Annotated in this window: 14 protein-coding genes; 5 read left to right on the forward strand and 9 right to left on the reverse strand. The window is 58.8% G+C overall.

Annotated features, from left to right (window positions below):
- Nucleotides 1-27 precede the first annotated feature (27 nt).
- From P792_RS21525 to P792_RS21540, 4 genes are read left to right on the forward strand one after another with little or no spacing between them, the layout of a single operon-like run.
- Nucleotides 28-909, forward strand: a complete 882-nt coding sequence (locus tag P792_RS21525) for a carbohydrate ABC transporter permease (protein WP_023977318.1) — start codon at nucleotides 28-30, stop codon at nucleotides 907-909.
- Nucleotide 910: 1 nt separating this feature from the next.
- On the forward strand, nucleotides 911-1,741 hold the full coding sequence (locus tag P792_RS21530) for a carbohydrate ABC transporter permease (protein WP_205836002.1): 831 nt from the start codon (nucleotides 911-913) through the stop codon (nucleotides 1,739-1,741).
- Nucleotides 1,742-1,795: 54 nt separating this feature from the next.
- A complete protein-coding gene (locus P792_RS21535) occupies nucleotides 1,796-2,899 on the forward strand; it encodes an ABC transporter ATP-binding protein (protein ID WP_023977320.1) in 1,104 nt (367 codons plus the stop codon).
- A 17-nt stretch (nucleotides 2,900-2,916) separates the two neighbouring features.
- Nucleotides 2,917-3,690 carry an SDR family NAD(P)-dependent oxidoreductase gene (locus P792_RS21540; RefSeq protein ID WP_023977321.1) on the forward strand — a complete coding sequence of 258 codons (774 nt, stop codon included), beginning with the start codon at nucleotides 2,917-2,919 and terminating at the stop codon, nucleotides 3,688-3,690.
- Between the two features lie 137 nt (nucleotides 3,691-3,827).
- Here P792_RS21540 and P792_RS21545 read toward each other — a convergent pair whose 3' ends face one another.
- The 9 genes from P792_RS21545 to P792_RS21580 all read right to left on the reverse strand — a co-directional run bounded on the left by P792_RS21545 (nucleotide 3,828) and on the right by P792_RS21580 (nucleotide 13,520).
- Nucleotides 3,828-4,463, reverse strand: a complete 636-nt coding sequence (locus tag P792_RS21545) for a glutathione binding-like protein (RefSeq protein WP_023977322.1) — start codon at nucleotides 4,461-4,463, stop codon at nucleotides 3,828-3,830.
- Between the two features lie 25 nt (nucleotides 4,464-4,488).
- Entirely contained in the window at nucleotides 4,489-5,301 is an 813-nt protein-coding gene (locus tag P792_RS21550; protein ID WP_023977323.1) for a Cof-type HAD-IIB family hydrolase, read from the reverse strand.
- Complete coding sequence (locus tag P792_RS21555) at nucleotides 5,301-7,673, reverse strand: phosphoketolase (RefSeq protein ID WP_023977324.1); 2,373 nt, start codon at nucleotides 7,671-7,673, stop codon at nucleotides 5,301-5,303. Before P792_RS21555 ends, P792_RS21550 begins: the two co-directional genes overlap by 1 nt.
- Before the next feature lie 2 nt (nucleotides 7,674-7,675).
- Nucleotides 7,676-8,872, reverse strand: coding sequence for an acetate/propionate family kinase (locus P792_RS21560; RefSeq protein WP_031239880.1), 1,197 nt, complete (start codon nucleotides 8,870-8,872; stop codon nucleotides 7,676-7,678).
- 44 nt (nucleotides 8,873-8,916) lie between these two features.
- Nucleotides 8,917-9,141, reverse strand: coding sequence for a hypothetical protein (locus P792_RS36875; protein WP_152530103.1), 225 nt, complete (start codon nucleotides 9,139-9,141; stop codon nucleotides 8,917-8,919).
- Nucleotides 9,142-9,352: 211 nt separating this feature from the next.
- Nucleotides 9,353-10,699, reverse strand: coding sequence for a DEAD/DEAH box helicase (locus P792_RS21565; protein ID WP_023977326.1), 1,347 nt, complete (start codon nucleotides 10,697-10,699; stop codon nucleotides 9,353-9,355).
- A gap of 295 nt (nucleotides 10,700-10,994) precedes the next feature.
- Entirely contained in the window at nucleotides 10,995-11,603 is a 609-nt protein-coding gene (locus P792_RS21570; RefSeq protein WP_023977327.1) for a nitroreductase family protein, read from the reverse strand.
- A gap of 137 nt (nucleotides 11,604-11,740) precedes the next feature.
- On the reverse strand, nucleotides 11,741-12,340 hold the full coding sequence (metW, locus tag P792_RS21575) for a methionine biosynthesis protein MetW (RefSeq protein WP_023977328.1): 600 nt from the start codon (nucleotides 12,338-12,340) through the stop codon (nucleotides 11,741-11,743).
- Nucleotides 12,330-13,520 carry a homoserine O-acetyltransferase gene (locus tag P792_RS21580; protein ID WP_023977329.1) on the reverse strand — a complete coding sequence of 397 codons (1,191 nt, stop codon included), beginning with the start codon at nucleotides 13,518-13,520 and terminating at the stop codon, nucleotides 12,330-12,332. Before P792_RS21580 ends, metW begins: the two co-directional genes overlap by 11 nt.
- Before the next feature lie 426 nt (nucleotides 13,521-13,946).
- Here P792_RS21580 and P792_RS37255 point away from each other — a divergent pair.
- Nucleotides 13,947-14,861: glycoside hydrolase family 99-like domain-containing protein (locus tag P792_RS37255; RefSeq protein ID WP_200863443.1), on the forward strand; the 915-nt coding region annotated here is incomplete at its 3' end.

Below are 14,861 nucleotides of genomic sequence, written 5' to 3' on the forward strand. Positions count from 1 at the left end.
GCGGCCTTACGCTCGTGGAGCTTGCCTATGGAAGCTGTCATCGCCACACCAGAGCGGGTGAAGCGCAAAGCGGGAGCAGGTGTATTCCTCTCCCCTGCGGTCATCATCCTGCTGATCTGGTCTCTGATCCCCCTCGTCCTGACACTCTGGTATTCGTTCCAGAACTATAATCTGGTCGATCCGACCCTCAAGGGTTTTGCCGGGTTCAGCAATTACGTCTATCTGCTGACTGACCCGGATTTCCTCTATGCGCTGCTGAACACCGTTCTGCTGGTGCTTGGCGTGCTTGTCATCAGCGTTGGCGGCGGTGTGCTGCTTGCCGTGCTGTATGACCAGGATTTCTTCGGCCGCGGCATTGCGCGTGTGCTGGTGATCTCTCCGTTCTTCGTCATGCCCACAGTCTCAGCACTGCTGTGGAAAAACCTGATGCTGCACCCGATCTATGGCGTTTACAGCGCCATGATGCGGGCCGTCGGGCTCCAACCCATCGACTGGCTAGCCCACTATCCCATGCAGACAGTCATGATGATTGTTGCCTGGGAGTGGCTGCCTTTTGCCGTGCTTATCCTGCTTACGGCGGTCCAGTCGCTCGACCATGAGCAGAAAGAGGCGGCACGTATGGATGGCGCGGGGCCGATCGCCCGGTTTCGCTACATCATCCTGCCGCATCTGAGGCGCGCCATCACGGTCGTAATCATGATCGAGACCATCTACCTTCTGACCGTGTTCGCCGAAATTTCGGTCACGACCTCAGGTGGACCGGGCGTTGCCTCCACCAATCTGGCCTTCCTGATCTATTCACGCGCCCTGCTGCAATTCGATATCGGGGGTGCCTCGGCCGGTGGCGTGATTGCAATCATCATCGCCGCATTCCTCGTTCGTGCGGTCGCCCGCAATCTGGAGGCATGAGATCATGGCCCGGAAAACGCAACTCCTCCCCAAAATCGCGCTCGGTGTCGTCGGCTGGGCCGTCGCGCTATGGATCTTCTTCCCGATCCTCTGGATGGTCCTTACCGGCTTCAAGAGCGAGATGGATGCAATCTCGACACCGCCCCATCTGATCTTCAAGCCGACGCTGCAAAGCTATCACGACGTCTTTGCCCAGGAGAATTACTGGCACTTCACCTTCAACACCGTGTTCATGTCGGTGCTCGCCACTGGCGGCGCACTGCTTCTTGGCGTTCCAGCCGCCTATTCGATGGCGTTTTTCCCCACCAAACGCACACGTGGCACCCTGCTCTGGATGCTCTCGACGCGCATGTTGCCGCCGGTCGGCGTGCTCGTGCCAGTCTATCTGATCGCGCGCTCGACGCACATGCTCGACACGGTGATCGGTCTCGCGATCATCAATCTGCTGACCAACCTGCCGATCATCGTCTGGATGCTTTACACTTTCTTCAAGGAAGTGCCGGTGCCAATCCTCGAGGCCGGACGTATGGACGGGGCCAATCGCTGGCAAGAGATCAGCGTCGTGCTGCTTCCGCTCGCCCTGCCCGGCATTGCCTCTACCGCGCTGCTCTCTCTCATCCTGTGCTGGAACGAGGCCTTCTGGTCGCTCAACCTTACCTCGTCGCGCGCTGCCCCTCTGGCGAGCTTCATTGCCTCGTTCTCGTCGCCTGAGGGACTGTTTTTCGCCAAGCTCTCCGCCGCCTCCACGCTTGCCGTCGCGCCGATCCTTGTCTTTGGCTGGTTCAGCCAGAAGCAGCTCGTACGTGGCCTTACGTTTGGCGCCGTGAAATGACCCTCTCTGAAATGACCTTCCCTTTCGGCTCCACACGCTCTTTCGGAGTGAACAATGGCTAAAGTTGAACTGCGCGATATCCGTAAGACCTATCACGCCGAAGAAATCATCAAGGGCGTCTTCCTTGAGATCAATGATGAGGAATTTGTGGTTTTCGTTGGCCCGTCAGGCTGCGGAAAATCCACCCTCCTGCGTATGATCGCTGGACTGGAAGAGATCTCGGGCGGTGACCTGCTGATTGACGGCAAGCGCGTCAATGATGTCGAGCCCGCAAAGCGCGGCCTCGCGATGGTCTTTCAGTCCTATGCGCTCTACCCGCATATGAATGTCTACCAGAACATGGAATTCGGCCTGAAGCTGGCCGGCATGCCGGAAGCCGAACGTCGTCAGAAAATCACCGACGTGGCTAAAACCCTGCAGCTCGATTCCTATCTCAAGCACAAGCCAGGACAGCTCTCAGGCGGCCAGAGGCAGCGCGTCGCAATCGGCCGTGCCATCGTGCGCAACCCCAAGGTGTTCCTGTTCGACGAGCCCCTTTCCAATCTCGATGCGGCCCTGCGTGGCCAGATGCGTGTCGAGCTTGCCACCCTGCACCGTCGCCTCAAAGCAACGACAATTTACGTCACCCATGATCAGGTTGAAGCCATGACAATGGCTGACAAAATCGTGGTCCTGCAAAAGGGTGTCGTGGAGCAGGTTGGCTCACCGCTCGAGCTCTATCATCACCCCCGCAACCTGTTCGTTGCGCGCTTCATCGGCTCACCGCCAATGAATTTCCTGCCCGTGACCGTGCGCAGTATCGGTGAAGAAGGCACGACCGTTGCCCTCGATCGCGGAACGCCCATCACGGTGCCTGTGCTACCGGGTGAGTCTGCTTCTGCCGAAGCCATGACGCTGGGTGTTCGACCAGAACATATCGTGCTCGACTCGCACGGCGAGATCTCAGGTGTGATCCGCATGGTCGAGCGGCTTGGCGCGCTCACGCTTTTGCACGTCGCGCTTCCGGATGGCGCGCTGATCATCGTGCAGACAGATGGCGATCACGGTGGCGAAGTCGATGCCACGGTCGGTCTGCGCCTGCTCTCGGAAAATTGTCACCTCTTCGACGCAAGAGGGATGGCGCTGACGAAGCTCGTGCGCCACCGTCTCGCCGGTTAACAAGAAAGTCACTCCCCATGTATATGGAAAAACTTCGCCTCGATGGTCGTGTTGCAGTCGTCACAGGCGGCGCGCAGAACATCGGTCTGTGCTGTGCCACAGCGCTCGCCGAGGCTGGCGCCCATGTGGTCATTGCCGACCTCGATGCGACCAAGGCGGCTGAATCGGCCAAGAGCCTGACCGATCAGGGTATGAAAGCCTGCAGCGTCGCGATGGATGTCACTTCCGAGAGCAGTGTCACCCAGGCCGTGGACACCATCGTCCAGCGTCATGGCCGCCTCGATATTCTGGTGGCCAATGCCGGGCTGTGCATCTCCGAGGTCAAGGCCGAGGACATGACGGAAGATCAGTGGCTCAAGCAGATCAATGTCAATCTCAATGGCGTATTCCGCTGCTGCCAGGCCGTTGGACGCGTGATGATCAAGCAGAAATCAGGCGCGATTGTTGCAATCGGGTCGATGTCCGGCCTTATCGTCAACCGTCCGCAGGAGCAGGCTGCCTACAACGCTTCGAAGGCAGGGGTGCATCAGTACATCCGCTCACTGGCCGCTGAGTGGGCCCCGCATGGCATCCGTGCCAATGCCGTTGCCCCCACCTATATCGAAACCACCCTCACCCGCTTTGGTATGCAGAAGCCCGCGCTGTATGACCGCTGGGTCGATGGTACCCCGATGGGCCGCGTTGGACAGCCTGAAGAAGTGGCCTCGGTTGTCCAGTTCCTGGCGTCGGATGCTGCAAGCCTGATGACCGGCTCGATCGTCAGTGTCGATGGTGGCTTTACCGTCTGGTGATCTGACGGGAAACGGACCGCGACCTGCCTATTGCAGTCTCGTGCAAAATAACACCCGGTACCGTAATGGTGCTGGGTGTTTTTCTTTGGAACAAGAGTGGGGGCAAACCCGATGATTCTGCCCCACTGTTTGAGCTCTCAGGACTTCACTTCATCGGCCCGCGCAAGGGCACGCTGCGTGGCCGGTCGAGCCTCGACGATCTCGCGCCAGGCTTTCACCGCAGGTAAGGCTCCGATATCGATCCCCTGTTCTTTCCAGGTGCGCGTCCACGGATAGGTCGCCATATCGGCAATGCCGTATTGCTCTCCGCTTACGAAGGCGCTTTCTTTCAGGCGTGTCTCCAGCACCGCATAGAGGCGCTTCGTCTCGTCCTGATAGCGCTTGATGGCATAAGCGATCTTCTCGGGGGCATAGAGCGTGAAATGATGGTTCTGTCCCAGCATGGGCCCAAAGCCCCCCATCTGCCAGAACAGCCACTCAAGGGTCTTGATCTTTTCACGTGGCGCGGAAGAGAGGAACAATCCGGTTTTCTCGGCCAGATAAAGCAGGATCTCACCTGACTCAAACACGCTGATCGGTTCACCGCCGTCTGCAGGCGCGTGGTCGACAATCGCTGGCATCTTGTTATTAGGCGAGATCTTGAGAAATGCTGGCGCGAATTGATCACCCTTGCTGATATTGACCGGAATGATCCGGTAATCCAGCCCAGCCTCTTCAAGAAAGAGCGTTATCTTGTGGCCATTGGGCGTCGGCCAGTAATACAGATCAATCACGCGTCGAACTCCTGATCACAGTTGATCAGTTGGCAACGTCCCCCAGCACGTAACGTTCGAGCCCGATCGCAAAGCCCTCTTCCTCGCACGAGGTTGAGACATGGGTTGCCGCAGCCTTGACCGTGTCATTCGCCTGCCCCATCGCAATCGACATACCTGTCTTTGCAAACATGAGCATATCGTTGGGCTGGTCTCCCAATGTGACCATCGACGCGGCTGGAATGTCGAACAACGCTTCAAGCGTTGTCACCACGCCGCCCTTGTTGGCCTCCCGATTGGTCACATCAACATAATAGGGCTGTGAGCAAGCGGCTGACGCTGTCTGGCCCAGCACCTCCTGCAAATCACGCTCGAGTTTCTGCATCAGCGCAGCATCGTCGCTGACACCGGTGATCTTGACCACGTCGTCCAGATGACGGGAGACATCATCTACTCTGGGTGCGAATTTCACCGTCCATTCTTCACGCGAGACATGGGGCGCATCGTGGTCATGAACAAACCAGTCATGGCCCGTATAGACCCAAGGATCCGCCCCATGATCGGTGATGATCTTGAGCACCTGCTCCGCCTGGGTATGACTCAAGCGTTTGGTTTCGATGACGCTCCAGTCCGGATGGACCAGAACGCCACCATTGAAACCGGCAATCGGCATATCGATTGCAAGCGGTTCAATCAGCATCGCCATGCCGCGAGGCGGTCGCCCGCTTGTCACGGCAAACCGTATACCCCTTTCCCGAAGGGCATGAACGGCGCGGATGGCACGGGGTGTCAGGATCTTGTCCCTCGTCACCAGTGTCCCATCCACGTCAGCGAGGACGAGTTGAACCGCTTGCTTCATCAGCCCCGGCTTCCCTGCCACTTCCAGTTGAGGATCTCGGGCATATCCTCACCATACTGGGCAATGTAGCGCTTATGTTCAACAAGCTTGTCGTTGATCATCTGCGTGACATAGGCGGCATGTCCCGACAGGGCCGGAACGCGACGCACGGCGTTCAGTACGATGTGATAGCGATCGAGGTTGTTACGCACGGTCATGTCGAACGGCGTGGTGGTGGTGCCTTCCTCGCGGAAGCCGTGCACATGGAAGTTGGCACGATTGCTGCGACGATAGATCAGACGGTGCACGAGCTGCGGATAGCCATGGAAGGCGAACAGCACAGGCTTGTCCTTGGTGAACAGATTATCGAAGGTCACATCGTCCAAACCGTGCGGGTGCTCGCTCGGCGACTGCAGCGTCATGAGATCGACAACGTTCACGAAACGGACCTTGAGGTCAGGCGTATGCTCGCGGAGCAGTTGCACAGCGGCAAGCGCCTCGACCGTGGGAACGTCACCCGCAGAAGCAATGACCAGATCCGGCTCGAAGCCCTTGTCATTGCTGGCCCACTGCCAGATGCCGATACCCTGGCTGCAATGCGCGATGGCCGCATCGATATCAAGCCACTGATGTTCCGGCTGCTTGCCTGCCACGATCACGTTGATACGATCCCAGCTTTCAAGGCAGTGCTTGGCCACATAGAGCAGGGTGTTCGCATCAGGCGGCAGATACACGCGGGCGATATCGGCCTTCTTGTTCACCACATGATCCATGAACCCCGGATCCTGATGGCTGAAGCCGTTATGATCCTGACGCCAGACATGCGAGGTCAGCAGATAATTGAGCGAAGCGATCGGACGGCGCCACTGAACTTCCTTCGCCGACTTGATCCATTTTGCATGCTGATTGACCATCGAGTCAACCAGATGGACGAAGGCTTCGTAGCACGAGAAGAAGCCATGACGCCCGGTCAGCAGATAGCCTTCGAGCCAACCCTGAATGGTATGCTCGCTCAGAATTTCCATGACGAGGCCATCCGGTGCCAGATGGTCATCATAGGAATACGTCTCGGCCGTCCACGCGCGATTGGTTACCTCGAGGACGTCGTTGAGGCGGTTAGAGTTGTTTTCATCCGGCGACAGCACGCGGAAATTACGGCTCTCAAGGTTCATGCGCATCACATCACGGAGCCATGCTCCGAGAATTCGTGTGCTTTCAGCAAGAACGGCACCGGGCGATGACACGGCAAGAGCGTGGGTCTCGATGTCCGGCATACGAAGCGGACGACGAAGCTGACCACCATTGCCATGAGGATTGTCGCTCATGCGGAGGGTACCCTCCGGCGCCAGAGCGGCAATCTCGGCATGGAGGCGGCCATTCTCGTCAAACAGCGTCTCGGGCTTGTAGCTGCGCATCCAGTCTTCGAGGATCTTCAGGTGGCCTGGCTTTTCCAGATCGGTCAGGGGAACCTGATGGGAACGCCAGTAGCCCTCGCAACGCTGGCCATCGACTTCCTTGGGGCCAGTCCAGCCCTTCGGCGTGCGCATAATGATCATGGGCCAGGTCGGGCGATCCGCGTTGTTTTCGCTGCGCGCGCGCTTCTGGATCTCGGCGATCTTGTCGAAACAGGTGTCCATGGCCTTTGCCATGAGCTGATGCACGGTGTCACGGTCATCGCCGGCAACGATCACCGGATCATAACCATAGCCGCGGAACAGGGCCAGAAGTTCCTCCTCGGGAATACGAGCCAGCACCGTCGGGTTGGCGATCTTGTATCCGTTGAGATGCAGGATCGGCAGAACCGCGCCGTCATTGCGCGGGTCGAGGAACTTGTTGCTGTGCCACGAGGTCGCGAGCGGGCCGGTTTCGGCCTCTCCGTCACCGACAACGCAGGCTACAACCAGATCAGGATTGTCCAGCACGGCGCCATAGGCATGAGAGAGCGAATAGCCGAGCTCACCGCCTTCGTGAATCGAACCAGGGGTAGTCGCAGCCACATGGCTGGGAATACCGCCCGGGAACGAGAACTGCTTGACCAGGCGGCCAACACCCTCGATGTCTTGCGACACTTCCGGGAAATACTCGCTGTACGTGCCTTCGAGATAGGTTGCGGCAACAACACCCGGCGCCCCATGACCCGGGCCCGCAATGAAGAGAATGCTCTTCTGACGCTCCTTGATGATGCGGTTGAGGTGCAGATAGAGCAGCGTGAGGCCTGGCGTGGTTCCGAAATGCCCAAGTAGGCGAGGCTTTACATGCTCCAGCTTGAGTGGATCACGCAGCAGCGGATTATCCAGAAGATAGATCTGCGCGACGGAGAGGTAGTTGGCAGCTTGCCACCACTGATCAAACAGGGCGATCTGTTTTGCAGAGAGCGGACCTTGTACGGTCATGATCACTGTTTTCCTTTCATTATTCTTCTTGTTTGGCGGAAGATCGTTGTTTCTTCATCAGCAGGAATGACGAGCACCGTCACCCTGCCCGATCTCTGACTTATCGTGGGGCGTCCGGCGAGATTGGCGTCTTCGCAAAGCTGCACATCGAGCCATTTCAGCCTTTGACAGACCGCGCGCCTGAACATCGCGTCGTGCTGTCCGATACCCCCGGTAAAGACGATGGCATCCACACCGCCCATCTGGGCAATGAGACCGCCGGCCTGCTGCACGAAGCGCTCGACGAACATCTCCAGCGCAAGCTGAACGTTTTCGTCGGCTTCGTGCTCGCGCAGAACCCGCATGTCGCTGGAGAGCCCTGAAACCCCTTTGAGGCCTGACTGATAATAGAGTGTATCCTGCACTTCGGCTGGCGTCAGGTTCTTCTGCTGCAGCAGATACAGAATAGCGCCGGGGTCAATCGTTCCGCAGCGCGTGCCCATCATAAGACCATCCAGCACGGTGAGCCCCATGGTCGTGGCAATGCTGCGCCCATGCATCAGGGCACACAGGCTCGCGCCGTTTCCGATATGGGCGACAAGAACGCGCTTGGAAGCGATAGCCGGGAAGCGCGCCTCGAGCTCACTGGCGATATAGTCGTAGGAGAGGCCGTGAAACCCGTAAACACGGGCACCATGATCCAGCAGCGTGGCAGGCAACGGCAGGCGTGTGCGCACGGTCGGGATCGTGTGATGGAATGAGGTGTCGAAACAGGCCACCTGCAAAAGATCGGGCTTTTCCTCAAGCAGCAGGCGCATCGGAGCGATGCTCGGGGGCTGATGAAGCGGTGCCAGTGAAATCAGATCATCAAGCCGCCCGAGAACCTCGCCATTGATCGCGGTCGGCCCTTCGAAATAACTGCCGCCATGAACCACACGGTGACCGACTGCGCCGATCTTGCTGCCACTGTCATGGGCCTCGACGAAACTCAGAACGTGCCGGATCATATCCCCATGCGCAGACGCATGTTTGCCGGTCGCCTCGATCACCATGCGCTTGCTGACCCCGTCCGGGGTCCGTGTGGTCAGAACGGCACCCCCAGCCTGATACTCGACCAGACCAGAAAGAAGCCTTTCGCTCGTACTATCCTCGTCGAACAGGGCGAATTTGATGCTGGATGAACCGGAGTTGAGGGTGAGGATTGTTCTGCTTTGGGACACGTAAGAACCTCGGGTTGCCTGGCCTTATTGCCAGCATCCGAGTGTTAAACCGCGTGATCAACTAATGGTTTTGACATAACATGGCGGTAATCAGGGATTGGATTGATCCAGATTCCGGAAAACTCAAGTATATCCGGGGTTTTCTTGCCCATCACCCGCAATTCATACACGGATATGTGACATTGATCAGGTTTATCATCTGAAACTGATGCATCTTCGTTACCCAAAATCCGGGCAATCGGGCAAATCGTGCCGCGTGGCACTGTCATATTCGATCGCTGAATTCAGATGAGGATGCTCCGCCCGCTTGGGTCCATACTGCATCTTCAGGGGCCAGCCTGTCGTATTCGGCCATTCAGCGCCGAGCAGGGCGAATGCTTATGTGCAGGCAATGTCGCCCCGCCACTCGAGGTGACGGAGCGGAGAGAAAGCGGTTGCAAGAGGACCTCGATCTATCGAAGGTCCCGGGCTGGCAGTTTATTAGCGCGAACGCGGAGGACGATTTCCCGAAGGCTTACCCCCACCGCCATGACGCGGCGCGCCACCGGGGCGGCCATTGCCGCCACCCGGACGCTGACCACCACCCGGACGACCACCACTGCCTGCGCGCTGCCCTCCACCACGCGGCTGGTTACGGCCACGCCCACCGCCGCCCAGTACGGGCGGGCGCATTGTGGAATCCTGCGCCTCCTGCGAATGGAAGGGGTGATCGCTCACCACCGGGATTTCCTTGCCAATCAGCTTTTCGATGTCACGCAGCCAGGCGCGCTGCTCCGCATCGCAAAGGGTCACAGCCCATCCATCACGCCCGGCACGTGCGGTGCGCCCGATGCGATGGACATAGCTCTCGGCGATATTGGGCAGATCGTAGTTGAACACATGGCTCACGTCGTCGACGTCGATGCCGCGCGCTGCGATATCAGTCGCGACAAGGACCTTGACCGATCCATCACGGAAACCCGCCATCGCACGCTCACGTGCGCCCTGCGACTTGTTGCCGTGGATTGCCTCGGCGCGGATGCCCTCAGCGTTGAGGAAGTCGGCCACCTTGTTCGCTTCATGCTTCATAAGCGTGAAGACTACAGCGCGCTGGACCTTCTCATTCTTGACCAGCAGCAGTGTTGCGGCGCGCTTGTCCTCGGCCTTCACGAACATCACGGCCTGACGAATGCGGTCGACGGTCGAAGATGGCGGGGTCACCTCTACCTTGGCCGGGTCACGCAGAAGCGAATGCGCAAGCTCCTCGATGGCCTTGGGCATGGTGGCGGAGAACAGGACCGTCTGACGCTCCTTGGGGAGCAGTGCCACGATGCGGCGGATGTCGCGCACGAAGCCCATATCGAGCATGCGATCGGCTTCGTCGAGCACCAGCATCTCGAGATCATGCAGATCGATATGACCCTGACCGATCAGATCGAGCAGGCGGCCGGGTGCCGCAGTCAGCACATCGACGCCACGTCGCATTGCCTCGACCTGCCGCCCCTGGCCGACACCGCCAAAGATGACAGCGTGGCGAAGCTTCATATGACGGGCATAGGCCTTGAAGCTGTCGTCAATCTGGGCTGCCAGCTCACGGGTCGGCGCAAGCACGAGCACGCGGGCACCCTTGGGTGTCAGGGGGCGATGATGGGTTGCAAGACGATGGAGAGCGGGAAGCGCAAAGGCTGCCGTCTTGCCGGTGCCTGTCTGGGCGAGCCCCAGAAGATCGCGCCCCTGCAACAGGTACGGGATGGAGCCTGCCTGAATGGGCGTTGGGTTGGTGTAACCCTCTTCGCTCAGGGCACGCTGAATGGGCATGGCGAGCTGAAGATCGGCAAAACTGGTCATGGTCGAAAACGCCTCCTTGGGCACGAGCGATGCCAACGGGGGCAAGCTCACAGGATGACGTCTCTTGGCCCGGACGTCGTCAGGATAGGAGAAGATCCAGAAACGACATCACAGGCTGCTATGCGGCTGTCACAGGCATGACAGCCGGGCCACCTGCATCAATCCGGACCGGGGAGAGCCCATATAGGCAGAGGCTCTAATTCTTGCAAGCCACACTGCTTACAAAACCGTGATCGATCCGGGTCGATAAAACGCCCGGCATTCTTTCCACATATGGTGAGTGCCGGGCAGTGCTTCAGGCGAACCGATTATGAATGATCGTCTCTTCCAGCGGCAGGTGGCCGCCATGCGGAGGATAATCGCCTGCCTTCTTACCAATAGCGACAAACATAACGACTTCATGATCCTTTGGCAGGTTGATCAACTCGCCAACGGCCTTGAAGTCGAACCCATCCATGGGGCAGCTCTGATAGCCATGAGCCGCTGCGGCAAGCATCAGGGCATACGCCGCCATGCCACATGACCGGATACCCTCGTCGCGCTGCATCTGCTCGTTGCCGGTATAGAATTTCTGGATCATGCCCTCATAGGTCGCCTGCATCTTCTCGGGAGCTTCAGCCCAGTAACGCGCCGGGTTTTTTTCCCAGGCCTTGAAATCGGCGCAGAGCACGATAAGGGCGCTTGCCTCTTCCACCTGCGGCTGGTTCCATGAAACTTCCCGGATTTCCTTGCGCAGCGCAGGGTCCGACACAACGACAAAGCGCCAGTGCTGGATATTGAATGCTGTGGGTGCATGACGCCCTGCATCGAGAATGGCGCGCAATTCATGCTCGGGGATCGTCACATACGGCTCGAAGCGCTTAGTTGCTCGACGTTCGGCTATGGCAGTCAGAATGTCTGTCATGAATAACTCCGCTATCCTGAGAACCCCGGCAGGGTTGTGGAGCTCAGGAAACGCATCATGCAAACACAGGGTTCACGCTCACGTAAAGCGATATTTCGACTAAACTCGTAATATACCTTCGGGACGGATGCGCCCGCTTAACGCTTGCGCAAAAGAAAGAGCGCCTGCTCGCCAAACAGATTGGCCAGGCGGATCGACCGACGCCACGGAGCGCGCTCTCCAGCCTCATCAATGGCCAGCCAGCGATCGATCACATAGCCCTCGCTCTCACACAGCTCGAGAAAGTCCTGAATGGTGCATGGATGGATATTGGGTGTCTCGTACCAGGGCGTATGCCACACCTTGTTCATGGGCATACGCCCACTGAGCAGGATCTGAAGGCGCAGGCGCCAATGGCCGAAATTGGGGAAGGAAACGATCGCATGACGCCCGATGCGCAGCATCTGGCGGAGCACTTCGCGCGGCTTCTCGACCGCCTGAAGCGTGCGTTGCAGCACCACATAATCGAAAGCGTCGTCGGAATAATGGATCAGATCCTGATCGGCATCACCGTGCATGACGGGCAGGCCATGCGCGACCGAACGCGTTACCTCGCGCATGTCGATTTCGATGCCGCGCGCATCGCACTGGCGGGTGCGGAACAGATGATCGATCAGGGCACCATCCCCACTGCCAACATCCAGAACCCGCGTTCCGGGCTCGATCATCTCGGCAATAAGTTGCTGATCAAGACGCATGGCTTGCCTCCTCCACCCTGGCGACAAGCCCAGCCTGTTCCGCAGCGCCATTGATGAAGCCGCGCATGGTACGGTCAAGATCCGGCTCCTCCAGAAGGAACGCATCGTGCCCCCTGTCGCTCTCGATCTCGACAAACGAAACGTTCACTCCCGCCCGGTTCAGGGCACGTGCCAAGAGCCGCGACTGCGATGTTGGGAACAGCCAGTCGGAAGTGAAGGAGATGATGCAAAAGCGCGTCGTGCAATGGCGGAAAGGCGCCGACAGATCGCCATCGTAATCTGCGCTCAGATCGAAATAATCCAGAGCACGCGTAATGGTGAGATAGGAATTGGCATCGAAGCGACGCACGAAACTCGATCCCTGATGTCGCAGATAACTCTCAACCTCGAAAATTTCGCCAAAAAGCGAATTCCCTGACGTGGCAGGCTCCTGAGAAGGAACGGCGTCACGTCGCGTGCGACGACCAAACTTCTGGGTCAGTGCCTCTTCAGACAGATAGGTGATATGGGCCATCATACGGGCCACAGCGAGGCCCTTGGCCGGGATCGTGCCGTGCGCCCAATAGCGACCACCGCACCAGTCGGGATCTCCACAGATCGCCTGGCGGCTCACCTCGTTGAACGCGATGTTCTGGGCGGAATGAAAGGGCGCCGTCGCGATGGGCATTGCGGCACCGACACGCTCGGGGAAACTCGCCACCCATTGCAGCACCTGCATGCCACCCATCGACCCGCCAATAGCGGCGAACAGGCGCTCTATCCCTAGATGATCCAGCAGCTTCGCCTGGGCGAAGACCATATCCCTGATGGTAATGGGCGGAAAATCGGTGCCCCAGGGTTCACCATTGTCTCGAACAGTGCGCGGGCCAGACGAGCCCATACACCCCCCAAGAACATTGACGCAGATAACGAAGAACCGGTCGGTATCGATCGCACGCCCAGGGCCGACAGCACGGCTCCACCACCCCGGCTTGCCGGTAACGGGGTGCGTTTCGGCTACGTACTGGTCGCCTGTCAGCGCATGACACACCAGAATGACATTGTCTCGCCGGGGCGAGAGCGTTCCATAAGCGCAATAGGCGATATCAAGTGGGGCGACATGGGCCCCGCATTCCAGGGTCAGCCCCTCATCGAGCGTGACGCTGAATGAGGTGGGGGATCGTGGGCCCTCTGCGTTCATCGCGGCGCGGTCATTCAGATCATCTGAGACGTTGGGCGTTACCACACTGCCCTTCGATGCGACGGAACTCGCGTTTCCGTTCGCCGCGTGATCATTGGTTGGGCGCATGGCCGGATCGGAATGAAACTGCATGGCCTCGTATCTCGCCAGGTGCGGCGCGCGGTCGATTGAAAGACCGTGCAACGTTGCTGACGGTTTGTGGTGATGACATTCCGTGCCAATGCAGCGGCCCCCCTATTCGGGCCACTCATCGTACGGGCCGGGGAATATGCCACCGTAAACGCTGTGTCGCAATTCCTGCGCGCGTCCCGACCGCAGACTATCCCGCGTGAAGGTTCATACGCTCTCTCACCGATTCAGGGAATTTCTGGCCAGCCACTCTAAGCTGGTTTAATGTTTTTTTAACGAATCGCCGGAGAAGCAAAAATGCCGACAAACCTCAGGATCATTGGCCATTCCGGGCTTTTCGACACGGCCTTCTATCTTTCTCGCAACCCGGATCTCCGCGATATCGGAAGTGGCGCCTTGCAGCACTACCACGCCTCAGGCTGGCGGGAGGGGCGCAAGCCGAACGCCTTTTTCGATCCCGCCTGGTATCTGGCAACGAACCGCGATGTTACCGACGACCCGTTGATCCATTATCTGACCAAAGGCGAATATGAGGGGCGCCGTCCCGTCGCCTGGTTCGATCCGGTCTGGTATCGCCAGGCCAACCTCGTACCCGCCAACGCGAATGCTTTGGCGCATTATCTTGCAAACCGTCAGGCGCCCCATGTGCGGGCGATGCCGGAATTCGACACGGCGTTCTATCTGCGCAGCTACCCCGATGTTGCCGCGTCAGGGATGGACCCGGTCGAGCATTACATGGTGCAGGGATATCGCGAGATACGACGTCCGTTCGAAGGGTTCGACCCGAGCTTCTACCGTATGCGCTATCTGCGTCATCAGCCCGAAACCAATCCCTTCCTCCACTGGCTGGAGCACCGTCATGAGGCAGGGGTGTTTCCCTGCCTGCCCGAACATGAAACCACGACCGCCCGCGAGATCAGACGGCGCACCCAGGCGGGACCGCTTTTCGAAACCCATCATCCCCTGCCCGCCGCGGCCATCCGACGTGCGCGCGTCCTTGCCTACTACCTTCCGCAATTCCATCCGAATGCCGAGAATGACCGCTGGTGGGGGACAGGCTTCACCGAGTGGACCAATCTCTCCCGCGGGGTCCCGCGCTTTGCCGATCATTACCAGCCCCGCATCCCCCGGGATCTGGGACATTATCGTCTGGATAATGAGGCCCCCCTGCGGGAACAGGCGCGTATGGCGCGGCAGAGCGGCATAGAAGGG

This window comes from Asaia sp. SF2.1, assembly GCF_000505765.1.
In the GTDB taxonomy this organism is placed as follows: Bacteria; Pseudomonadota; Alphaproteobacteria; order Acetobacterales; family Acetobacteraceae; genus Asaia; species Asaia bogorensis.